The sequence below is a fragment of the Streptomyces sp. NPDC017448 genome, assembly GCF_044330565.1.
Classification (GTDB): domain Bacteria; phylum Actinomycetota; class Actinomycetes; order Streptomycetales; family Streptomycetaceae; genus Streptomyces.
The window spans coordinates 78,974-100,173 of record NZ_JBIRLM010000014.1; the positions used below are offsets into that span (position 1 = coordinate 78,974).

Genomic DNA, 21,200 nt, shown 5'->3' on the forward strand with positions numbered 1-21,200 from the left:
GGGAGTTCACTCTCACTCGGGGATCGACACCGGCTGGGGGAGCGGGGCTTCGACGAGCACCGCATGGGCGTTGGCGCCGCCGAACCCGAAGGAGCTGACACCGGCGGTACGCGGTCGGCCTCCGGGCGGCCACGCCACCGGACGGTCCACCACCGACAGCCCCCCATCGGCCATCGGGACCAGGGGGTTGGGTGCGTCGTGGTGCAGGGTCGGGGGAATCAGGCCGTGGTGCAGCGCGAGGACGCACTTGGCCAGGCCGAGGAGTCCGGCCGCGCCTTCCAGATGGCCCAGGTTGGACTTGACCGAGCCGATCCGCAGCGGAGAGCCGGCGGACCTGCCGCCGCCCAGGGCCGCACCGAGCGCGGAGGCCTCGATCGGATCGCCCAGCGGGGTGCCGGTGCCGTGCGCCTCCACATAGCCGGCCTCCGCCGGGTCGAGCCCGGAATCGGCCCACACCTCGCGGATCAGGGCCTCCTGCGCCGCCGGGTTCGGCGCCATCAGACCGTTGGAGCGGCCGTCCTGGTTGGTGCCGGTGGCGCGCAGCACGGCGAGCACCCGGTCGTCGTCGCGCAGCGCGTCGTCGAGCCTGCGCACCACGACGACCAGACAGCCCTCGCCACGGACGTAACCGTCGGCCGCGGCCGAGAAGGGGCGGCACCGGCCGCCGGGTGAAAGCACCCCGCCGTCCGCGAAGTTGAGCGTCACGCCCGGCGAGAGCAGCAGATTGACGCCGCCGACCAGCGCGGTGTCGCACTCCCCGGAGAGCAGCCCGCGCCGGGCCAGATGCAGCGCCACGAGCGACGACGAGCAGGCGGTGTCGACGGTCATGCTGGGCCCGTGCAGATCCAGCGCGTACGACAGCCGGTTGGCGATGACGCTCATGGCCGAACCGGTGCCGGTGCGCGCCGTGATCGACGGCAGGTCCTCCAGCGCGGCCCGGCCGTGGTCGTCGCCGCACGCGCCCACGTACACACCGGTACGGTCGGCGGCCGGGCGGTCGGCCGGCAGCCCCGCGTGCTCCAGCGCCTCCCAGGCGACCTCCAGGAGGATCCGCTGCTGAGGGTCCATCGCAGCCGCCTCGGCCGGTGATATGCCGAAGAAGTCCGCGTCGAAACCGGTCAGTTGGTCCTCGTCCAGGAACGAGCCGTGCCGGGGCGTCCGGTCGACGGCAGCCGCGTGGCCGGGCGACAGGCGGCGGTAGGCGTCCCACCGTCCGTCCGGGACGGTGCCCACCGCGTCGACGCCGGAGCGCAGCAGCTCCCAGAGCCCGGCCGGGGTGCCGACACCGCCGGGCAGCCGGCAGCCGAGTCCGACGATCGCCAGATCCGTGTCACCGTACGGGCCGCCCGCCGCACCGGCCCCGGAGGCCGCCTCCACGGGCCCTGCGGGCGGGCGCGCCGGATCGCCGGTGAGGAAGTCCGTCAGCTCACGGATGGTGGGGTACTGCCAGAGCACGGTCGGCGGCAGGTCCCGGTCGAGCAGATCCTCCAGCTCTGCCGAGAGCGCCACCGCGTCGACGGAGGTGAAGCCGTACGTGTCGAACGGCGCGTCCAGGTCGACGCGTTCGAGGGGCAGACCGCCGCGTGCGGCGGCCCGCTCGACGAGCAGATGGTGCACCGCGTCCTTCACCGGGCCGCCGCCCCGTCCGGCACGGCGGCCGAGGCGGTGGCGGCGGACGGGACCGGTGCGTCGAACGTTCCCGCCAGATACCGGTCCCGGCAGTGCGCCCGGCGGATCTTCCCGCTGGTGGTCTTGGACAGGGCGCCGCGCCGGACCAGCACCACGTCCCGTGGGTCCAGGGAGTGCCGGGCGACGACGGTCGCACGGATCGCGGCGCGCACCGCCTCCCGTTCCGCATCCGTGCAGCGGCGCTCCAACTCGGCAACGATCACCGCCCGTTCGCCCTCCTCCTCCGGCGATCCGGTCGAGAACGCGGCTACATGGCCCCGCCGCACCGCCGAACTGGCCTCCTGGGCGGTCTGCTCCAGGTCCGACGGATGGTGGTTGCGGCCCTCGACGATGATCAGATCCTTCAGCCGGCCCGTCAGATACAGCTCCCCGTCCCACAGGAAACCGAGGTCGCCGGTGCGCAGCCAGCGGCCGTCCGGATCGGCGGGGTCGCCCGCCGCGAACACCTCGGCCGTCCGCTCGGGGCGGCGCCAGTACCCCGCGCACACATTGGCCCCGCGCACCCGGACCTCGCCCGTCCGGCCCTCGGACACCGTCGCCCCGGTGCCGGGCGCGACGATCCGGACCTCCTGGCCGGCCGGTGTCCCGCAGCTCACCACGCGGTATCCGTCCGGGGCGCCCTCGGCCAGGACGCGCACCCGGTCCTGCGCCAACTCGGCCCGGTCCAGGGTCAGAACGGTCGGCTCGGACGGGCCGCCCAGGGTGACGGCGAGCGTCGCCTCGGCCAGTCCGTAACCCGGGCTGTGGGCCTCGGGCCGGAATCCGAAGGGGCCGAACGCGGCGCTGAACCGGTCCAGGCTGGCGGCCCGTACCGGCTCCGAGCCGTTGACGAGGGTGCGCAGCGACGACAGATCGAGACCGGCCCTCGCGCGCGCCGGAATCCGGTCGACGCACAGGTCCAGGCCGAAGTTCGGCGACACGGTATGGGTGGCCCGGTGCTCGCCGATCGCGGTCAGCCAGCGCACCGGCCGCTGCACGAACGAGAAGGGCGGCATCAGCACCGCGGGGACGCCGCTGGTCAGGGGAACCGCCAGCATCAGCAGCAGCCCCATGTCATGGAAGAACGGCAGCCAGCCGGCGATCCGGGCGTCCGCTCCGATGCCGAGCCCGGCCCGCAGCTGTTCGGCGCCGACGGCCAGATTGCGGTGGGTGACCTGGACGCCCGCCGGGTCACGGGTCGACCCCGAGGTGTACTGCAGATACGCGATGTCGTGCGGGTGGTCGGCCTCGGCCGGGATCACCCGCTGCCGCGGCCCCGGTTCGACCGTGTCCACGCACAGCACCGAAGGCGGCTCCGAGGTCCCGGCCGCCCGCGCCAGGAGCTCGTGCACCGGCCGGGCGTGCGGCGAGGTGGTCAGGACGACGGCGGGTGCGCAGTCCGCCATGGCCAGCCGCAGCCGCTCGTCCGTGCGGAACGCCTCCGGTGCGTACAGCGGCACGGCGATCACTCCGCTGTAGAGGCAGCCGAGCAGCGCGACGACGTAGTCCGCGGTGTGCGGGCACAGGATCGCGGCCCGGTCGCCCGGTGCGCAGCCGCGGACGAGCGCGCCCGCGACGGCCTGGGCGCGGGCGTCGAGCTCGCCGTAGGTCAGCTCGGTGGTCACACCGGAACGGTCCGTCGAGTGGTCCACGAAGGTCAGCGCCGTGGCCCCCGGACGGTGCCGGGCCCACTCGCGTACGGCCGCGGCCAGGCCGGGCGGCCGCGGTGAGGTACACGCATACATGGGTTCTTCCTCTCAGCCGCGGTCGTCGGTCCGGGGCACGGCGGTGCCGCGCAGATAGGGAGTGTTGGTGGGGTAGCGGGGCCAGGGGCGGACGACCTCGTGCACGCGCACCCGGTATCCCGCGTCGCGCAGCGCGGTCAGCAGCCGCCGGTTGGCACGGCAGCCACCGGCCACGCGCTTCCACAGCGGGGCCAGTACGTCCTGGACCAGACCGACGGCGCCCGGGGCCCTGACGTGCTCGAAGAAGATCAGCTGCCCTCCCGGCCGCAGGACGCGCCGGATCTCGGCGAGGGCGGCGGGCAGATCGACGACGGTGCAGAGCACGAGCGTGCACACGACGGTGTCGAAGGAGGCGTCGTCCAGCGGCAGGTCCTCGGCCCAGGCGTCCACGACCCGTACGTCGATCGGGGCCTCGGCGGCCCGCACTTCCAGCTGCCTGCGCATCTCGCCGGCCGGTTCGACGGCGACGAGGGATTCGGCCTTGGCGAAGTAGGGGACGTTGGCGCCCGAACCGGCGCCGACCTCCAGGATGTTCCCGGTCAGCTCGCCGAACATCAGCGTGCGCAGCGGCCGGCCCCACTTCTCCTCGGCCCGGGCCGTCATGGCGTCGTAATAGCGGGCGAAGAACTTCCCGCTGCGGCTTTCCAGTTGCGGATTGTTGGGAGCGGTGGCCGTCATGCGGAGGTTCCTTTGGGGGTGGGCTCGGTGGTCGACGAACGGTCGGCGGCGTCGTGCGTCCCGTCGTGGGGTGCGCCCGGCGACGTCAGCCATCGCTCGAAGGCGGCGAGATCGGGCAGGATCACATCGGAGCAGGCGAGCACCGCGAGGTTCTGGCGCATCTCCGTCACGGCGACGACGGTGGCGCCGCCGCGATGGGCGCTGAGCATCTCGGCCGCGGTGCCCATGCTGGGTTCGTGATCCGGCAGCCAGGCCACGCACACATCGCTCTCGGCGGCCAGCTCGGTCAGCCGGTGGAAGGTGGCGGTGAGCAGGGAGACCGCCGGGTCGAGGGCGTCCCGGTGGATCTCCGGGGTGTCGGCCAGCGCGGCATGACCGGTCAGGATCGCCTGTTCGTGGGCGCCGATCCACTCCCGCATCAGCCGGCCCGGTTCGTGCACCACGGCGTCGGGCCGGTGTTCCAGGATGGTGCGGCGCAGCTGCTCGCGGTAGCTCTGGTCGGCCAGTACGGCACCGCCGCGGGCCCCCTGCATGACGCCGGCCAGGAAGTAGGAACGGGGACCGGCGGCGGTCACGCGTCCTCCAGGGAGTAGTCGGGGACCACCAGGTCGACGGGGGCCGCCGCGTCGTAGAGCGCGGCGGCCCGGAGCAGATGGTCGACGACCTCCTGCGGGGAGGTCGTCAACGCCTCGGCGACGCGCTCCAGTTCACGCCCGAAGGCCGCGCTTCCCCAGCGGCTCACCCGCCCCTGGTCGTCCCGGGCGGCGAGGGCCTCCTCGCGGGCGAGGGCGCCGCGCGGTCGCCCCGGGAACGGCAGCGCCACCTCGGTGAGCCCGTCGTCGCCGGGATGCACGGCCCGCACCGAGAGGTTGTTCTGTTCGGGGTGCAGCAGCAGTTCGCGCACCAGCGGCGCCGGCACCGGCAGTTCGGTGACGGTGTCCTCGGGCCGCATGGTGTAGGCCCGGTGCATGACGAGCTCGCCGAGCCGGGGGCTGTACCGCAGGTACTGCAGCCGCAGCACCCCGTCCGCAGGCCGCCAGAGGGCCCGCAGGACCGACGGCGCCGGGGAGCCGTCCGCGGCCCGGCGCAGCGGGTAGGCCTCCGACTCCGTGCGGACGACGCCGTCGACGGCGGCCGACCGCGAGAGCCGCAGCGGGGCGCGGTGCAGCAGATACGGGTCGAGGACCGTGAGCGTCTCGCCGTCGTCGTAGAGCGCGCAGACGTGCCGGCCGCCGACCCGGTACCGGGCCGTGACGCCGGTGAGCCGGGCGACCCGCTCCCCTGCGTCGAAGGTCTGCCAGGCGCAGGCGGTGCCGAAGCGCTCCGGTGAGGAGCCGGTCCCGTAGTGGATGTGGTACTGGGCGGCGCTGTTGTACGGGACCTGGGTGAGGACGTCGGTGAGGACGCCGGCGAGCAGGTCCTGGTCGAGCCGGGACCGGGAGGCGGAAGCCGCCATCAGGTGTCTCCTAGCGGGAGGGGAGGGACGGGCGGCGCGCGGCGGCGCCGACCGGTCCGGAGCTGGTGAGGATGAAGGCCACGACCGCCTCCGGGCGTTGCACGACGTGGTCGGGGCCGCCCCGCATGGCACGCAGGGTGAAGGCGCCGGTCGTGCAGGGACGCCAGCCCTGCGCGTGCCGTGAGGTGACCCGTGCGCCGTGGATGCCGACGAGTGCCGTGACCGGGCAGTGGAGGGGTGGGCCCGGCCGGTAGCGGTAGCGCGCGGCGAGCCGGAGGTCGGCGTACACGGTGGCGGGGGGCACCGGTGCGTGCCCGTCGGTCCGCGGCTCGGCGGTGCTCTCCGGCGAGGCCGTCCCGTCCAGACCGTGTGCCCGGGCGGCGGGGCTGTCGTCGTACAGCAGGGCGGCGTGCGGTTCGCCGTCCATCGGCGCGACCTGCTGAGAGACGAACAGGGCCATCGGCGGCACCTGGTGGTGGAACGTCAGGACGCGCGCGGTCTCGAACGCGGCGAGCGCGCCCATGCCGTGCCCGAAGAGCACGAGCGGCAGATCGGCCCGCTCGGCGAGCTCCTTCGCCGTCGGCTCCACGAGGTCGTCGAGGTGGACGGGCGGCGACTCGCCCGCCCGGTCGCCGCGGCCCGGGTACTGGACGGCACCGAGTTCGATCGAGGCCGGCAGCTCCCGCAGCCAGGGCTGGAAGAACCGCGCCGAACCACCTGCGGGCGGGAAGCAGATGAGGCGCAGTCCGGGGTGCTTCCGGGGTTCCGGCGTGCGCAGCAAGAAAGTCGACCTTTCGGTGGAGACGCGAAAGACGGAAAGCGGAGGGCGCGGTTTCCGGAGGGGGAGTGATGGAAATGCAGAGGAATGATCCGGCGATGTCGACGGGTAATCCCCAGGTCAACGTACGCGAACGGATGCCCCTTCAGAAGAGGGGGTGCCTGAAGGGGTAGTACCCGCCCCGGTCATGTCGGATCTCCTGAACGAAATCGCAGATAAGGGGGGTAATCGCAGTTCGGGCAAGGATTGTTGTTACCAAACAGTGATCTCATTTGGATTGCCTGAAACTTTCCAAGAAGGAGAATCTTTACGGCGTATTCAAGTCTTCGTGCTTCCTTGGCTGAAGTTCCCGACGTGCCTCCCGGAGTGCTTCCTGATGTGCTTCCGGGTGTACTTCCTGGTGTAGAGGAGCGAGATTCTTCGTGGAAATGGTTCGATGGCCCGACGCGTCGGCCGAGCGATATCGGAAGCTCGGCCATTGGCAGGGTCGTCCACTGGGCGCCTTCCTCGCCGGGCACGCCCGGGCGGCCGGATCGGCCCCGGCCCTCGTGTCCGACGGCGGTCGGCTCTCGTACGCCGATCTGGACCGCCGGGCCGGCCACCTCGCCGCCGGCCTCGTCGGCCTCGGCCTCAGGACGGGCGACCGGATCGTCGTCCAGCTCCCCAACGGTCCGGACTTCTTCGTCCTGCTCTTCGCCGCGCTGAGAGTCGGCGTGATACCCGTCCTCGGTCTGCCCGCCTACCGCCGCAGCGAGGCCGTCCACCTCTGCGACCACAGCGGGGCCGTCGCCTATGTGGTCCCCGCCGAGGACCCCGACCCCGCGTCCGACTTCGACTACCGGGCGCTCGCCGGCGAGGTTCGCGCCCAGGTCCCGGGGCTGCGCCACGTCCTGGTGTCGGGCGAACCCGGGTCGCACACCGCGCTCGCCGACGTCGAGCGGGCCGGTCGTGAGTGCGCCGCCGTCGGCCGGGAACCCGTCGTGCCCGGCCCCGACCCGCAGGACACGGCGGTCCTCCTCGTCTCCGGCGGCACCACCGGCCTGCCCAAGCTGATCCCGCGCACCCACGACGACTACGCGTACAACGTCCGTGCCGCCGCGGAGGTCTGCGGTCTCGGCCCCGGCACCGTCTACCTCGCCGCGCTGCCCGTGGCCCACAACTTCGCCCTGGCCTGCCCGGGAGCGCTGGGCACCCTGCTGTCCGGCGGCACCGTCGTACTGAGCCCGTCCCCCGACCCCGAGACGGTCTTCCCGCTGATCGAGCGGCACCGCGTCGACGTGACGGCCGTGGTGCCGCCGCTCGCCGCCCTCTGGGCCCAGGCCGCCGAGTGGAGCCCCGAGGACCTCGGCAGTCTGACCCTGCTCCAGGTGGGCGGCGCCCGGCTGGACCCCGACACCGCCCGCCGTGTCCGGGCCACCCTGGGGTGCGAGCTCCAGCAGGTCTTCGGGATGGCCGAGGGGCTGCTGTGCCTGACCCGCCCCGGCGACGACCCGGAACGCGTCGCCACCACCCAGGGCCGCCCCCTCAGCCCGGACGACGAGATACGCGTCGTCGACCCGGACGGCCACGACGTCCGGCCCGGCGAGGTGGGCGAACTCCTCACCCGGGGCCCGTACACGCTGCGCGGCTACTACCGCGCCGAGGCGCACAACCGCACCGCGTTCACCGCGGACGGCTTCTACCGCACCGGTGATCTGGTGCGGGTGCTGCCGGACGGTGACGTCGTCGTCGCGGGCCGGCAGAAGGATCTCGTCAACCGCGGCGGCGACAAGGTGTCCTCGGACGAACTCGAAGGGCATCTGCGCGCCCACCCCGCCGTCCTCGACGCCGCGGTGGTCCCCGTTCCCGACGAGTACCTCGGCGAACGCACCTGCGCCTGGATCGTGCTCCGCGATCAGGGCGCCGCCCGGTACGAGGCGCGGCCCGGGGCGGGCGAACCGCCTGAGGGCGGCGGCCCGTTCGGCCCCGGAGGGCTCGACGCGTTCCTCGACGGGCGCGGTCTCGCCCCGTACAAGAAGCCGGACCTGGTCCACATCGTCGACTCGCTGCCCTTCACCGCGGTCGGCAAGCTCGACAAGCGCGTCCTCGCGCGGCGCGCGGCCGAGGCCGCCGCCGGTCAGGGCTGACCGGCCGGCCTCCGCACCACCACCATCGCCCCAACTCTCGTACGCCCACAAGGAGATCCCCGTGGCCATCGTCGCCGTGTCGCCCGCAGTCAGCCGTGCCCCGTTCAGCGGCACCCCCGCCCAGGCCGCGGTCCGGCTGGCCCGCGCCGGTCTGTACAGCGAGTACATGGTCTACGAGCGCGAAGGCGCCTGGTGGTACGCGGGCGGGGTGCGGGCCCGGCTCGTCGTGGACCGTACCCATGTGACGCTGGAGCACGGGGGGAACCGTGTCCGGACGCCGTGGGGGGGCGAGCCGCTCGAACACGTCCACCGGATGCTGTCCTCGCTTCCCTGTCCGGAGTGGCGCGCCTACGGGTGGAGCACCTTCGAGCTGTCGTACGCGCTGGCCGGCGAGAGGGCGGACCTCGGCGAGGAGCCCCTGATCCATCTGGTGGTCCCCGAGACCGAGGTCCGGCTCACCGCGGACGGGGCGGAGATCCGGTGTTCCGGGACGCATGACGCGGCCACCGTCGCCGACCGTCTCGCCGCCGAACCCGGCCCGGACCGTGGCGAGTTCGCACCGCTGCCGATCGACCTCGGGGGGCCGGCCGAGAGCGGGTACCGGGAGGCCGTCTCCCGGGCCGTCGCCGAGATCCGCGACGGCGAACTGCAGAAGGTGATCCTGTCCCGGGCCGTCCAGGTCTCCGGAGACCTCGATCTTCCGGAGACCTATCTGGCCGGGCGCTCGGTCAACTCGCCCGCCCGGTCCTTCCTGTTCGACCTCGGCGGGATGGAGGCCGCGGGGTTCAGCCCGGAGACCGTCGTGGAGGTGTCGGCGGACGGCCGGGTGTCCACCCAGCCACTGGCGGGAACCCGGGCGCTCAGCGGGGACGCCGGCGAGGACGCGGCCCGGCGCACGGAACTCCTCACGGATGCCAAGGAGATCTACGAGCACGCGATATCCGTCCAGGTCGCCTGGGACGAGATGGCGCAGGTATGCCGCGAGGGCTCGGTGCGGGCCGAGGAGTTCATGACCGTGAAGGAGCGCGGCAGCGTCCAGCACATCGCCTCCCGGGTGAGCGGCGAACTGCCGTCCGGGGAAAGCGGCCCCTGGCCGGCGCTGGCCGCCGTCTTCCCCGCGGTCACCGCGTCGGGCGTACCCAAGCGGGCCGCCTACCGGGCCATTCGCAGCCTGGAACAGGGCGCGCGCGGGCTCTACAGCGGGGCGGTGCTCATGGTCGGCAGCGACGGGTCGCTCGACGCCGCACTCGTCCTGCGCACGGTCTTCCGGCAGCACGGGCGGACCTGGCTGCGGGCGGGCGCGGGCATCGTCGACCAGTCGCTGCCCGAGCGGGAGTTCGAGGAGACCTGCGAGAAGCTGCGCAGCGTCTCGCGCACGCTCGTGCGGGCCCGGGGGCGCCAGGAGGGTGCCTGAGGGGCCGCGGTGACGGCCGTGCGGGGGCCAGGGGCGCCGATCCACTCAACCTTTACGGTGCTGTTCGACTTGTGCCGTGCTCCGCGCTACCCTCAACCCGAACAGTCGTGTTCAAGTTAAGGAGCATGTCGTGACTGCAGCGTCGCCCCCGCCCCCGACCGGCGCCCCGCCGGGAGCGGCCGGTCACCCCCTGCGCTGGCCGATCCTGGTGGTGCTGTGCCTGAGCCTGCTGATCGTGGGGCTCGACGTCACCGTACTGAACGTCGCCCTGCCCACGCTGATCAATGAACTCGGTGCGTCCACCGGTGAGTTGCAATGGCTGGTCGACATCTACAGCCTCATGGCGGCCGGGCTGATGCTCTTCGCCGGCAGCCTCGCCGACCGCTACGGCCGCAAGCCGGTCTTCCTCTCGGGCCTGGTCCTCTTCACCGGCGCCTCCGCCGTCGCCGCGTTCGCCGGCAGCACCACCGAGCTCATGATCGCCCGCGGGGTCATGGGGGTCGGCGAAGCCCTGATCATGCCCGCGACGCTCTCCATCATCGGCGTCGTCTTCACCGACCCCAAGGAGCGGATGAAGGCGATCGGCCTCTGGTCCGCGATGATCGGCGTCGGCCTGGCCATGGGCCCGCTGGTCGGCGGCTGGCTGCTCGGGCAGTTCTGGTGGGGTTCCGTCTTCCTGATCAACGTGCCCATCGGCGTCCTCGCCCTGGCCGCCGCGCTCAAGATGGTCCCGAACTCCAAGGCCGCCGTCGCCCGACGACTGGACCTGCCGGGCGCCCTGCTGTCCGTGCTGGGCGTCGGCACCCTCCTCTGGGCGATCATCGAGGGCCCGTCCAAGGGCTGGACCAGCGCGCCCGTGCTGGTCGCCTTCGCCGTCGCGGTGCTCCTCCTGATCGCCTTCGTCACCCGCGAGCACACCGCGAAGGAACCGATGCTGCCGCTCGGGATCTTCGCCCACCGACGGCTGGCCGTCGGGAACGTCCTGGTCTTCCTCGGACTGCTCTCCCTGCTCGGGGCGCTGTTCGTGATCGTCCAGTACCTGCAGTTCGTCCTCGGCTACGACGCGGGGGAGACCGGGCTGCGCATCGCACCCACCGCCCTGATCATCCTGCTCGCCGCCCCGCTGGCGTCCGCGCTCGGCCAGAAGGTGGGAACCCGCTGGCTGGCGGCGACCGGCCTCGCGTTCGCCGTGGTCTCGCTGCTGATCCTCGCCACCACCGGCGACGGCGACGGCTACGGCCGGGCGCTGGCCGCGATGCTCTTCCTCGGCTTCGGGGCCGGGTTCATCATCGGCCCGACCAGCGACGCCATCGTCGGCTCCCTCTCCGAGGACGACCTCGGCGTCGGCTCCGCCACCAACAGCGCTGCCGTGCAACTGGGCTCGGCTCTCGGGGTGGCGGTCCTCGGCAGCCTGCTGGCCGGCACCTACCGCGGCGAGGTGACGGACAGCGGCGTCGCCGCCGGTCTCCCGGACACGGCCCTGGACACCGCGGGCGACTCCCTCGGCGGCGCCCTCGCCGTCGCCCGGGAGCTGCCGGGCGAGGCGGGGGAGGCGTTCGCCGAAGTGGCGCGGTCCGCCTTCGTCTCCGGGATGGCGCCCTCGATGTTCACCGGCGCCGCCGTGGCCGCCGTCGGCATCGTCGTCTCGGTACTGCTGTTCCCCCGGGGCAAGGCCGGTGACGCAGGCCCCGCGAGACTGCCGGAGCAGTCCGAAGCCCCGGCCGTGACCGAGCCCGATCCACGGCTCCATGCCTGACCGGACGCGGAACGGGCCCGGCCCCGGGGCACGGCCCGGCACCCGGACCGTCCCCGGAGAGGGTGGCTTACGCTCACACCATGTCCACGCCGCATGAGAAGGTGCGCCGCCCCGGCGGCCGCACCCCAGGAGGAGAGCCGCGCCGGCGCGCGGACGCGGAGCGCAGCATCGCGTCCATCGTCGCCGCCGCGCTCGAATGCTTCCGCAAGGACCCCAACGTCAGCCTGTCCGCGGTCGCCGGCGCGGCCGGGGTGAGCCGGGTCACGCTGTACGCGCACTTCCCGTCCCGCGAGAACCTGCTCGACGCCGTGCTGGAGCACTCCGTCGAGCAGGCCGACGCGGCGCTGGGAGCCCACGTGCTCGACGAGAGGCCGGCCGACGAGGCCTTCTCGCTGCTTGTCCGGTCCGGCTGGCGGATCCTCGAACAGCACGCGTTCCTGCTCGCCGCGTCCGAGGGCGTCATCGCCCCGGCCCGACGCCGCAGGCACCACGAGAAGGTCCTCGCCCGGGTGGAGCGGGTCCTGCTCCGGGGCCAGGAGGAGGGCGTGTTCCGCACGGACCTCCCGCTGTCCTGGCTGGTGACCACCTTCTACAGCCTGTTGCACGCCGCGGCGGCCGAGGCCGACGCACGACACCTCAAGGTCAAGGACGTCCCCGACATCCTCGACAGCACCCTGTCGTCGATGTTGCGGACGCCCGCTTCATCCTGACGCTCCGTGGAGACGGGGCGTCCCGTCCCGAAACTGGAGCAGCCCATGCACGCCAACGAACAGCTCGTCCGCGTCTGCCTCGCCGCGATCAGCGAGGCGGACGCGGAAGGCTGGCTTGCGTCCTACACCGACGACGCCGTCTCACGGGACGTGCCCCTGGACTCCGTCTGGAGCGGCCGGGCCGAACTGGAGGCGGGGGTAGGCTCCTGGCTGGCCGCGATCCCCGAGACCCGGATGGCGGTACGGTCCGTCTTCGCCGACGGCCGGTCCGGGGTCTGCGAGTGGACCATGTCGGGCACGCTGGAGGGTGTCCTCGACGGCCTGCCCGAGCAACTCGCCGCCCTGGCCAAGGGCAAGCACTTCACGATGCCGGGCGCGACCGTGTACCGGTTCTCGGCGGACGGCCGCATCCAGGAGGAGTCCCTCTACTGGGATCTGGCCGGTGTGCTCGGCCAGTTCGGGCTGCTGCCCCGCCTCTGACCGGGGGCAGGGGGCCGCGACGCCCCTGCCGCATCGACCAGGTTTCTCAACTACCCGCAGGAGATGGTCCCGATCGACACGAACGGAACCCCGCACCACACCCGCCTGGCCGACGCCCTGAGCGCCGAGGACCCGTCGGTCCGGCTCAAGGCCGCTATGGCGATCGGCTCGGCCCCCGACCCCGCGCTCCTGGAGACGCTGGTCGAGCGGTGCGGGGTCGAACCCGACCTCTTCGTACGGGACACCCTGTCCTGGGCGCTGATGCGTTACGCGCCCGAGGTCACCCTGCCCCGGATCCGCCGGGAGCTCGACTCCGCGTCCGCCCAGGCCCGCAGCCAGGCGATGCACACGCTCTCCAAGATCGGCGACAAGGCCGCGTGGGACTGGATCACACGCGACATGCTGCACGACGTCGACGACGAGACCGCCCGGACCGCGTGGCGCGTCGCGGTCTCCCTCGTACCCGAAGCCGAGGAGAGGTGGCTGACCGCCGAACTCGTCAAGGAGCTGGGCCGCGGCAACCGCAGTCTGCGGATGAGCCTGAGCCGGGCCCTGGTCGACCTCGGCGACGTGGTCGAGCCCGCCCTGGCGAAGGCCGCGGCCGCGACCGACCCGGCGGTGGCCGAGCACGCCGCCGCGACCGAACAGCTACTGCGGAGCCGGCGGGCCGACCTCGAAGCCGCCGCCGAGCGGGCGAAGCGCGTGGCGGCACCCGCCGAGGGCGCCATGGAGCGCTGACCGGCGCTCCGCCCGCCGTGTATGCGCCGGCGGCTACCGCCGGGTCCTGCTCGCGAACACCCAGCGGTTGCCGGCCAGCGCGTCGTTCGGCTCGGGCAGCGGGCCGCGCCCGTGCAGACGGGTGAAGTCGAACGGCGTGCGGACCTGGACCAGCCGTGGTCCGTCAGCCGCCCCGCCGAGTCGGGCCGCGGCTCCAAGTCGGACAGCTCCAGCAGATCGATGCCGATCTGCTGTTTCGTGGCGGTGTGGAGCGGGCTGTCGCGATACATCAGCAGGTCCTTCTCCAGCTTGACTTCGAAGGCCGGCGCGCTGCCCGTGGTGCTCAGCCGGTCCACCGTGTCGATGAGATACGTCTCCGCGGCGGGCGGCAGATAGAACAGCGGCCCCTCGACCAGCCAGATGCTCGGCGCGGCCGGATCGAAGTCCACGCCGGGCAGGGCGCCGGCCCAGTCGTCGCGCAGATCCATCGGGGCCGGTACCCGGGCCGCCTCCGAGGTGGCCGAGAGGCCGCCGAGCACCTGGTGCTTCCGCCCCGCACCGGCGGGGCACTACTACCGGCCGCTGTGGTTCCGGGTCCGGGTCCGGAAGATCGAGGACCGCTCCACCGGCCCGCGCGACGTCCCCTGGATGCGCGCCCAGTGGGCCGGTGGCACTCTGTCAGGGATTTACTTCACCAGCGTCGTCGCCATGAGGCGGGCTACCGACCAGGACCTGTCGCCATGGGCCCCGGTCCCCAGCGAACTCCTGCGGATGCCCACGATCGAGGACTACTCTTCGCCTTTCGATGAAGCCCCCGAAGAGGACCGAAGCGTCCGACTGGCGAACACACGGAACTCCGACCTCCGGCAGGAGGATGTCGTTGGTCGGTGCCGGGCAGTAGCACTCGAGCAGGAGCCGCATTCCTCCTGGGCACGGTCGCGGCGGCGGCCGTCGGTCACGACGGTGCCCCGGTCCCCGCAGTCCCGTCACCGGGGCAGGCTCCGGCAGGTCGTCTATCTCCCGCACCCACGCGCAGCGCCTGGAGGTCGACGGCCGTGAGCCCGGCGGCCGCATCGACTCCGTACGGCAGCAGGGGCCCGACCGTGTCGTACGTCCTCCTCGCTGCGCTGCGGACCGCCTGCGCGTGGTGGTCCCCGGCCCGCACCCAAGCCACCGGACGGTCGTGGGTCTGTGCCCACGACGCGATCTCCTCGGCTCGCCGGCCAGGTCGTCCTCCGCGTACGCGGGGCAGAAGGGCCGGGGTTGCCCGGTCGGCACCAGGATGCCAGGTGGCCGCCGCTCGCGAGGTCCCTTTCGTGCGCATTCCGGCCCCGGCGATCCAGGGCTCGGACGGGTCCGCCTGCATGCCCGCCGCCGCACCCGCAACGCGCTCGTGCGGCGAGGGACGCCGACGCTTCCGGCGCCCCGCGCCACCGTCGGGGCGTCCGGCCCTGATCCGCCGGCCGTCCTCCGGGGCCGGGAATCCCTCTGGCCCCCAGCGCCCGGCGGAGTCTGGCCCGGCCGCGGGACGCGTGGGCCCGCCCTCACCGCCGGACCGGCTGAGGGCCGGCTCGTGGGGTCTCCTCCGTCGCACGGGCGACCGACGCGCCTGTGTGCCATCCGCCGCTCCCTCGAACGCCCGTGACCTGCTAGGTCGTTGATCGTTTCTGTAGCCGTCGGGCGTTGAAACGGCGCCCGGACCGCCCCGACCCCCGTGCAAGGAGCCCTGCCCCATGTCTCTTTCGCGTACCGCCCGGCGCGCCGCCGTCACCGCGGCCCTCGTCTCCGTCTCCGCGCTGGCGCTCCCCTCCACCGCGCAGGCGGCCCCGCTGCCGCCCGCGTGTCAGGAGGCGCTGCTCGAAACGCTCGACAAGTTCCCCGTCGTGGACTTCACGGTCCCCGACAAGGTCAAGAACACCATGATGGGCCAGGTGCTGGGGCTGAGCGAGGCCGAGCAGGCGGTGTTCACCGAGGTGGCGTGCGCGGCCTGGAACACCTGGGCGACCCAGAACGGCCAGGCCGTCGCGGCCGACCTGGACACCCGCTACCGGAACGCCGCCGGGCCGGTGTGCAACAAGTTCGCCAGGTCCTCGCTGGCGACGCTCAAGAAGTACGCCCCCAACGTCCCCGCCGAGACCCGGGAGCTGGAGAAGCTGGCCAAGAAGGTCTGGCGCGACTCCATGGAGAAGCTGGTCGCGGAGGCCACCAACGCCGACTGCCGTACGGCCTACGACGCGGTGAAGGCCGGCTGGTAGCGGGGGGCGCCCTCGTTCGGCCCGCACCCGCCCGAAGGCCCCGCACGCCCCCCTGGGGCCGCACCCGCCCCAAGGCCCCGGTTCCGGCTTTCCGACGCCGTGACCGGGGCCTTTCGCGGAGGAGCCCTCAGCGCTTGATGCCGACGCCCGCCAGCAGACTGATCTGAGCGTCCGGGATCTCCTTCCCGTCCGCGTCGAGCCCGGCGGACCGCCAGCGGTGGCAGCAGGTGATGCCGGGGTCGATCAGGGCCAGCCCGTCGAAGAAGCGCGCGACGTCGCCGTGCGAACGGAACTCCACCGGGGTTCCGGACTTCGTGTACGACTCCGCGACCCGGTTCCAGGTGGCGGGGTCGAAGTCCGGGGTGCAGTGGTTCATCGCGAGAGCGCTGCCCGGCGGGAGCGGGTCGAGCAGCCGGCGCACGATCTCGTACGGGTCGTGCGGGGCGGTGACGAAGTGCATGAGCGCGTTGAGCGTGAGGGCGACGGGCCGGTCGAAGTCCAGCACCTCCGTGTCCTCCACCGCCCGCAGCAGGGCGTCGGGATCCCTGGCGTCGGCCTCGACATAGGCGGTGCGCCCCTGCGCCGTACTGCGCATGAGGCGTTCGGCGTACTTGAGGACGAGGGGATCGTTGTCCGCGTACACGACACGGGCGTCGGGCGCCGCCGACTGGGCGATCTGGTGCAGGTTCGGCTCGGTCGGAATGCCGGTGCCGATGTCGAGCCACTGGCGTATGCCGTGCTCCTGGGCCAGCACCCGGGTGGCCCGGTGCATGAACGCACGGTTCTCCCGGGCGGTGACGTAGAGACCCGGGTGCGCCTCGGCGGCGGCCCGAGCCGCCTGCTCGTCCACCGCGAAGTGGTCCTTGCCCCCGAGGAAGTAGTCGTACATCCGGGCCGAATGCGGTTTGCTCGTGTCGAGGCCCTGGCCGGCCTGCCTGGTGGTCATGTTCTTCCTTTCACACGTGTGTCCGCCGCCCGCGGGGCCGGGATCGGAACCCGCGGCGTCGTCCCTTCGCCGCCGCTGGGTCGCCCGGCGGCCAGATGGTCGGCCAGCCCCGCCTTGACGCCGCGGACGAACGCCGCGATCTCCTCCGGTGCGTAGATCAGCGCCGGTCCGGCCGGATCGGTCGACTGCCGGAAGGCGACGCGGCCGTCGGTGAGCTGTTTCGTCTCGACGCACTGGCCGCCGTTGGGTCCGCTCCAGGGGCGTTCCCAGCCCTGTTCCCCCAGGTCGGTGGCCGGCATGCCGTTGTAGACGCTCTTGCCGTCGGCCGTCATGAGTACTCCTTGCGCATGCGGTTCAACAGCGCGGTGCTGTCCTCGGACGACGTCAGCAACGCCATGCGGGTGTGCGCCTCCAGATGGGAGACCACGTCCTCGCGCCGGTCGAGGTAGACACCGGCGGACAGGAGTTCGCTGTAGACGATGTCGGGCAGCTCCGGTTCCTCGAACCGGAAATACGTGAACGGGGCGCATGCTCCGCTGTGCGCCCCGGCGGAGAAGGGCACGATGTCGATGCTGACGTGCGGGAGTTCGGAGACTTCGAGGAGCCGCTCGACCTGTTCGCGCATCATGTCCGGGCCGCCCACGGCCCGGTGCAGGACGGCCTCCTCCATGACCACCCACAAGGTGGGGGCGTCCGCGCGCTCCAGCAGGACCTGGCGGCGCAGGCGCAGCTCCACGCGGCGGGCCAGCTCCTCTTCGTCGCCGTTCGGCAATCCGCCGCGCAGCACGGCGCGCGCGTAGTCGGGGGTCTGCAACAGGCCGGTGACGTACTGGGGTTCGTAGGTGCGCAGCGTCTTCGCACCCGATTCCAGGCTGACGTAGGCGGTGAACCAGTCCGGGACGGCGTCGCGGTAGGAGTGCCACCAGCCGGGCTTGTTGGCCTGCTCGGCCAGTTCGACGAACTCGTCGATCTCCCGGCGGTCGGCTCCGTAGGTCTCCAGCAGCTTCTCGACGTAGAGGGGCTTCAGCGCGACTTCGGCCTTCTCCAGCCTGCGGATCGTCAGCGACTTCACGCGCAGTGCCCTCGCGGCGTCCTCCAGCGAGGCGCCGGCTCCCAGGCGCCTGTCCCGCAGCCGCCGGCCCAGGATCATGCGCAGGACCGTCGGCGCGCTGGTGCCGGAACGGGCTTCGCTCACGCCCCACCTCCTGAGGAGCCGTCAACAGCGCCATTGTGGCATCGACTTGACGGGGGCACCAGGCTGATACAGCTGCTGCTGAAATTATCAGGGAGTCGGTTGCAGCATGAGTGTGATCACGCGCATAGTGGTCGCGTGAGCGGTCATGTCATGGCTCCGGCGCTGGTTCCGGACCGGAGGGGACGCGCGATGCCGACGGCGTCGCCGACGCCCCCTCGCCGGGGACCTGTCCCGGCGCGCACCGTGCACCGATCGAGCGGCAGCCCTCATCCCCTCACCGCGCCCACCCCCCTGAACGGCGCTGGAAGGCGAAACCCGTGACTCTCTCCCCGTCCGCAGCACCGCCCTCTCCCCCCGCCTTAGCCGGAGCCGTCCCGTTGCGGGAGCACTGGTTCGGGCTGCCCGCCCTGCGGACGAGCGTGAGATCCGCCCGCGACACCGCGCGCGACCTGCTGCGCGCCTGGCGGCTGCCCGGCGACACCTGTTGCGACGCGGTACTGCTGATCTCCGAGCTGACCACCAACGCCGTGCTGCACACCGGCACGGGGCAGGTCCTGTGCGGCCTCACGCTGACCGGTGACGGCAAGCGCCTGCGCATCGAACTGCACGACGAGGACAGCACCCCGGTCAGGCCGCCCGAGCACGAGGCCGGCCCCGACGAGGAGAGCGGGCGGGGGCTGCTCCTGGTCAGGCAGCTCGCGGAGAGCTGGGGCTCCACACGCTCCACGAGAGCCGGCGGAAAGGTCGTCTGGGCGGAGCTGACGGCGCACCCGTGATGCCGTGTCCCCTCGCCCTGACCGCGGAACGCTTCCTCCCGACCCGACCGCCGAAGGGGTGCCCATGACCTCCCCGGGCGGTGGCGCGCCCCCCGTCGTGCTGTACGTGTGCGCCGACCGGGGACCGGGAGCGCCCGGTGACGCGACGCGCCGGGCGGAGGCGGAAGGCTACGCGTTCGCCCGGGAGCGCGGACTGGCGATCGCCGAGGTCGTCACCGATGCCTACGGCGAGCCCGACCCCGCCCGGCGCAGCGGCTGGCGGCGGGTGCGGCGGCTGGCCCGGACGGGCCGCATCACCGCCGTGCTCGTCCGCTGGCCCAGCGCCATCGCCCCGGAGTCCGCGTGCGAACTCCGGCACCGCGAGGCCGCCTGGCTCCGCGACCAGGGCGCGCCCGTGCGCTACACCTGGGCGCCGTTGTCCGCGCGGAGCTCCGAGGTGCGGTGAACCGGCCCGGGGCGCACCCCGGCCGACACCGCTTGATCGTCCACGGGCGGGGTAGCGAAACGGTATGACCACCGACAGAACACCGCCCGCACCCGGCGGACCCGTACCGCCGGAGCTGGACGTCAAGGCGCTGAGCGCACTCCTGGACGGCGAGTACGCCGAGGTCCGCGACCTGGTCCGGGCCAACCTGACGGCCCACGCCGCGGTCCTCGACGAGGCCGAGGAACTCGACATCGACGCCTTCCGCGAGCGGGTGCGCGACCACGTGGTCGCGATGGCGGCGACGGGGCAGACCGGCATGGGGTTCCCCACCCGGTACGGCGGAGGCGGTGACGTCGGGGCCTCGATCGCCGCGTTCGAGACGCTCGCCCTCGGCGATCTGTCGGTGCTGGTGAAGGTCGGCGTGCAGTTCGGCCTCTTCGGCGGCGCGATCCTGCACCTGGGCACCGAACGCCACCACGAGGCCTACCTGCCCGACCTGATCACCGGGAAGCTGATGGGCTGCTTCGCGATGACCGAGACCGGGCACGGCTCCAACGTGCAGGCGCTCGGCACCGTCGCGCGCTACGACGCCGCCGCCCGGGAGTTCGTCATCACCACCGAGGGCGACCAGGCGCGCAAGGACTACATCGGCAACGCGGCCCGCCACGGCGAACTCGCCGTGGTGTTCGCCCGGTTGGAGGTGGAAGGGCAGTCCGAGGGCGTCCACGCGTTCGTCGTGCCGATCCGGTCCGGCGGCGAAGCCGCCCCGGGCGTCGACATCGAGGACGACGGCCGCAAGATGGGCCTCAACGGCGTGGACAACGGACGCCTCCGGTTCGACGGGGTGCGGGTGCCCCGCGAAGCGCTGCTCAACCGCTTCGCCGACGTCACCCCGGAAGGCGTCTACGAGAGCGCGATCGACAACCCCCACCGCCGCTTCTTCACCATGCTCGGCACCCTGGTTCAGGGCCGGGTCAGCGTCGGCGGCGCCGGAGTCGCCGTCTCCAAGGTCGCCCTCGCGATCGCCACCCGGTACGCGCTGCGGCGGCGGCAGTTCGCCACCGGCGCGGACGGGGAGGAGCAGCTGCTCCTCGACTACGGGCTGCACCAGCGCCGGCTGCTGCCGCTGATCGCGCGCACGTACGCGCTGCACTTCGCGCAGGACGTCGTACGCACCCAGCTGCACGACGTCTTCTCCGGAGCCGAGGACGACCCGCAGGCGCGCCGTCTGCTGGAGGCCCGGGCCGCCGGCACCAAGGCGCTCGCCACCTGGCACGCCACCCGCGTGGTCCAGGAGTGCCGGGAGGCGTGCGGCGGCGCGGGTTACCTGGCCGCCAACCGGTTCGCCGCGCTCAAGGCCGACAGCGACATCTTCACCACCTTCGAGGGCGACAACCACGTCCTGCTCCAGCTCGTCGCCAAGGGGCTGCTGACCCACTACGCGAGCGAGTTCGAGGACCTGGACCAGCTCGGCACGGTCCGCCACGTCGCCGGCCTCGCCGTCGAGACGCTCATCGAGAAGACGTCGGCCCACAAGCTGCTGGAGCGGGTGCGCGACCTGCTGCCCGGCGGCGACGAGTGGGACCAGGAGGCCGGTCTGCTCGACTCGGAGTACCAGCTCGCCATGGTCCGCTACCGCGAGGAGCACATGCTCGCCGGGGTGGCCCGCAGGCTCAAGCGCGGCATCGATCAGAAGCGCGGTCCCGGCGCCGTCTTCTCGCAGGTGCAGGACCACGTCATCGCCCTCGCCCACGCCCATATGGAGCGGTTGGTGCTGGAGGCGTTCGTCGACCGGGTCCGCGCGCTGCCCGAGGGCGGCGAGAAGGCGGCGCTGGGCCTGCTGTGCGACCTGTTCGCCCTGACGACGATCGAGGCGGACCGGGCGTGGTTCATGGAGCACGGCCGGCTGACCGTCCAGCGGTCCAAGGCGATCACCCGTGAGGTGAACGACCTCTGCCGCAGGGTCCGGCCGCTGGCGGGCGGCCTCGTCGACGCCTGGAACATCCCCTCCGCGATGCTGCGCGCCCCGGACCTGGTGGGCGGAGCCTGAACGCGGTGGTGGCCGCTCTCCCG

General features: G+C 72.8%; 18 protein-coding genes and 2 pseudogenes. 10 read left to right on the forward strand and 10 right to left on the reverse strand.

Annotated features, from left to right (window positions below):
- Window positions 1–12 precede the first annotated feature (12 nt).
- From ACH4K1_RS22395 to ACH4K1_RS22420, 6 genes are read right to left on the reverse strand one after another with little or no spacing between them, the layout of a single operon-like run.
- Window positions 13–1,629, reverse strand: coding sequence for a beta-ketoacyl synthase N-terminal-like domain-containing protein (locus ACH4K1_RS22395; protein WP_398091040.1), 1,617 nt, complete (start codon window positions 1,627–1,629; stop codon window positions 13–15).
- Window positions 1,626–3,413, reverse strand: a complete 1,788-nt coding sequence (locus ACH4K1_RS22400; RefSeq protein ID WP_398091041.1) for a fatty acyl-AMP ligase — start codon at window positions 3,411–3,413, stop codon at window positions 1,626–1,628. Before ACH4K1_RS22400 ends, ACH4K1_RS22395 begins: the two co-directional genes overlap by 4 nt.
- A gap of 12 nt (window positions 3,414–3,425) precedes the next feature.
- Window positions 3,426–4,091, reverse strand: coding sequence for a class I SAM-dependent methyltransferase (locus ACH4K1_RS22405; RefSeq protein ID WP_218784416.1), 666 nt, complete (start codon window positions 4,089–4,091; stop codon window positions 3,426–3,428).
- A complete protein-coding gene (locus ACH4K1_RS22410) occupies window positions 4,088–4,666 on the reverse strand; it encodes a hypothetical protein (protein WP_398091042.1) in 579 nt (192 codons plus the stop codon). Before ACH4K1_RS22410 ends, ACH4K1_RS22405 begins: the two co-directional genes overlap by 4 nt.
- Window positions 4,663–5,547: a hypothetical protein gene (locus ACH4K1_RS22415; RefSeq protein ID WP_398091043.1), complete on the reverse strand. Its 885-nt coding sequence runs from the start codon at window positions 5,545–5,547 to the stop codon at window positions 4,663–4,665. The genes ACH4K1_RS22410 and ACH4K1_RS22415 overlap by 4 nt, the downstream gene beginning before the upstream one ends.
- Before the next feature lie 10 nt (window positions 5,548–5,557).
- Window positions 5,558–6,328 carry a thioesterase II family protein gene (locus tag ACH4K1_RS22420; protein WP_398091044.1) on the reverse strand — a complete coding sequence of 257 codons (771 nt, stop codon included), beginning with the start codon at window positions 6,326–6,328 and terminating at the stop codon, window positions 5,558–5,560.
- A 425-nt stretch (window positions 6,329–6,753) separates the two neighbouring features.
- Between ACH4K1_RS22420 and ACH4K1_RS22425 the strand changes: the two genes are divergently transcribed.
- The 6 genes from ACH4K1_RS22425 (at window position 6,754) to ACH4K1_RS22450 (ending at window position 13,549) form a co-directional block, all read left to right on the forward strand.
- A complete protein-coding gene (locus ACH4K1_RS22425; RefSeq protein ID WP_398091132.1) occupies window positions 6,754–8,451 on the forward strand; it encodes a (2,3-dihydroxybenzoyl)adenylate synthase in 1,698 nt (565 codons plus the stop codon).
- A gap of 61 nt (window positions 8,452–8,512) precedes the next feature.
- Window positions 8,513–9,865 carry a salicylate synthase gene (locus ACH4K1_RS22430; protein WP_398091045.1) on the forward strand — a complete coding sequence of 451 codons (1,353 nt, stop codon included), beginning with the start codon at window positions 8,513–8,515 and terminating at the stop codon, window positions 9,863–9,865.
- 130 nt (window positions 9,866–9,995) lie between these two features.
- Window positions 9,996–11,621: a DHA2 family efflux MFS transporter permease subunit gene (locus ACH4K1_RS22435; RefSeq protein WP_398091046.1), complete on the forward strand. Its 1,626-nt coding sequence runs from the start codon at window positions 9,996–9,998 to the stop codon at window positions 11,619–11,621.
- An 80-nt stretch (window positions 11,622–11,701) separates the two neighbouring features.
- Window positions 11,702–12,331, forward strand: coding sequence for a TetR/AcrR family transcriptional regulator (locus ACH4K1_RS22440; protein WP_398091047.1), 630 nt, complete (start codon window positions 11,702–11,704; stop codon window positions 12,329–12,331).
- Between the two features lie 45 nt (window positions 12,332–12,376).
- Window positions 12,377–12,811 carry a nuclear transport factor 2 family protein gene (locus ACH4K1_RS22445; protein ID WP_398091048.1) on the forward strand — a complete coding sequence of 145 codons (435 nt, stop codon included), beginning with the start codon at window positions 12,377–12,379 and terminating at the stop codon, window positions 12,809–12,811.
- Window positions 12,812–12,874: 63 nt separating this feature from the next.
- Complete coding sequence (locus ACH4K1_RS22450; RefSeq protein ID WP_398091049.1) at window positions 12,875–13,549, forward strand: HEAT repeat domain-containing protein; 675 nt, start codon at window positions 12,875–12,877, stop codon at window positions 13,547–13,549.
- A 33-nt stretch (window positions 13,550–13,582) separates the two neighbouring features.
- Here ACH4K1_RS22450 and ACH4K1_RS22455 read toward each other — a convergent pair.
- Window positions 13,583–14,076, reverse strand: a pseudogene (locus ACH4K1_RS22455) (class I SAM-dependent methyltransferase); the annotation flags it as partial.
- A gap of 1,185 nt (window positions 14,077–15,261) precedes the next feature.
- Between ACH4K1_RS22455 and ACH4K1_RS22460 the strand changes: the two are divergent.
- Complete coding sequence (locus tag ACH4K1_RS22460; RefSeq protein WP_398091050.1) at window positions 15,262–15,783, forward strand: hypothetical protein; 522 nt, start codon at window positions 15,262–15,264, stop codon at window positions 15,781–15,783.
- 127 nt (window positions 15,784–15,910) lie between these two features.
- Here ACH4K1_RS22460 and ACH4K1_RS22465 read toward each other — a convergent pair whose 3' ends face one another.
- The 3 genes and pseudogenes from ACH4K1_RS22465 to ACH4K1_RS22475 all read right to left on the reverse strand — a co-directional run bounded on the left by ACH4K1_RS22465 (window position 15,911) and on the right by ACH4K1_RS22475 (window position 17,924).
- Window positions 15,911–16,729, reverse strand: a complete 819-nt coding sequence (locus ACH4K1_RS22465) for an SAM-dependent methyltransferase (protein ID WP_398091051.1) — start codon at window positions 16,727–16,729, stop codon at window positions 15,911–15,913.
- An 83-nt stretch (window positions 16,730–16,812) separates the two neighbouring features.
- Window positions 16,813–17,061 (reverse strand): annotated as a pseudogene (locus tag ACH4K1_RS22470) (DUF397 domain-containing protein); the annotation flags it as partial.
- Window positions 17,058–17,924 (reverse strand): DUF5753 domain-containing protein, encoded by an 867-nt coding sequence (locus ACH4K1_RS22475; RefSeq protein WP_398091052.1) that lies wholly within the window; start codon window positions 17,922–17,924, stop codon window positions 17,058–17,060. The pseudogene ACH4K1_RS22470 and the gene ACH4K1_RS22475, both read right to left, overlap by 4 nt.
- Window positions 17,925–18,301: 377 nt before the next feature.
- Between ACH4K1_RS22475 and ACH4K1_RS22480 the strand changes: the two genes are divergently transcribed.
- The 3 genes from ACH4K1_RS22480 to ACH4K1_RS22490 all read left to right on the forward strand — a co-directional run bounded on the left by ACH4K1_RS22480 (window position 18,302) and on the right by ACH4K1_RS22490 (window position 21,177).
- Entirely contained in the window at window positions 18,302–18,700 is a 399-nt protein-coding gene (locus tag ACH4K1_RS22480) for an ATP-binding protein (RefSeq protein ID WP_398091053.1), read from the forward strand.
- A gap of 64 nt (window positions 18,701–18,764) precedes the next feature.
- The gene (locus ACH4K1_RS22485; RefSeq protein WP_398091054.1) at window positions 18,765–19,145 is read left to right on the forward strand and encodes a hypothetical protein; all 381 of its coding nucleotides are present in this window, start codon (window positions 18,765–18,767) and stop codon (window positions 19,143–19,145) included.
- A gap of 64 nt (window positions 19,146–19,209) precedes the next feature.
- Window positions 19,210–21,177 carry an acyl-CoA dehydrogenase gene (locus tag ACH4K1_RS22490; protein WP_398091055.1) on the forward strand — a complete coding sequence of 656 codons (1,968 nt, stop codon included), beginning with the start codon at window positions 19,210–19,212 and terminating at the stop codon, window positions 21,175–21,177.
- Window positions 21,178–21,200: the final 23 nt, after the last annotated feature.

What these genes read in the sequence shown, in the direction of transcription:
- ACH4K1_RS22400 (WP_398091041.1), bottom strand. Translation starts at nt 3,413, where the DNA reads ATGTATGCGTGTACCTCACCGCGGCCGCCCGGCCTGGCCGCGGCCGTA.
- ACH4K1_RS22405 (WP_218784416.1), bottom strand. Translation starts at nt 4,091, where the DNA reads ATGACGGCCACCGCTCCCAACAATCCGCAACTGGAAAGCCGCAGCGGG.
- ACH4K1_RS22415 (WP_398091043.1), bottom strand. Translation starts at nt 5,547, where the DNA reads ATGGCGGCTTCCGCCTCCCGGTCCCGGCTCGACCAGGACCTGCTCGCC.
- ACH4K1_RS22425 (WP_398091132.1), top strand. Translation starts at nt 6,754, where the DNA reads ATGGTTCGATGGCCCGACGCGTCGGCCGAGCGATATCGGAAGCTCGGC.
- ACH4K1_RS22440 (WP_398091047.1), top strand. Translation starts at nt 11,702, where the DNA reads ATGTCCACGCCGCATGAGAAGGTGCGCCGCCCCGGCGGCCGCACCCCA.
- ACH4K1_RS22445 (WP_398091048.1), top strand. Translation starts at nt 12,377, where the DNA reads ATGCACGCCAACGAACAGCTCGTCCGCGTCTGCCTCGCCGCGATCAGC.
- ACH4K1_RS22450 (WP_398091049.1), top strand. Translation starts at nt 12,875, where the DNA reads ATGGTCCCGATCGACACGAACGGAACCCCGCACCACACCCGCCTGGCC.
- ACH4K1_RS22460 (WP_398091050.1), top strand. Translation starts at nt 15,262, where the DNA reads ATGTCTCTTTCGCGTACCGCCCGGCGCGCCGCCGTCACCGCGGCCCTC.
- ACH4K1_RS22465 (WP_398091051.1), bottom strand. Translation starts at nt 16,729, where the DNA reads ATGACCACCAGGCAGGCCGGCCAGGGCCTCGACACGAGCAAACCGCAT.
- ACH4K1_RS22485 (WP_398091054.1), top strand. Translation starts at nt 18,765, where the DNA reads ATGACCTCCCCGGGCGGTGGCGCGCCCCCCGTCGTGCTGTACGTGTGC.
- ACH4K1_RS22490 (WP_398091055.1), top strand. Translation starts at nt 19,210, where the DNA reads ATGACCACCGACAGAACACCGCCCGCACCCGGCGGACCCGTACCGCCG.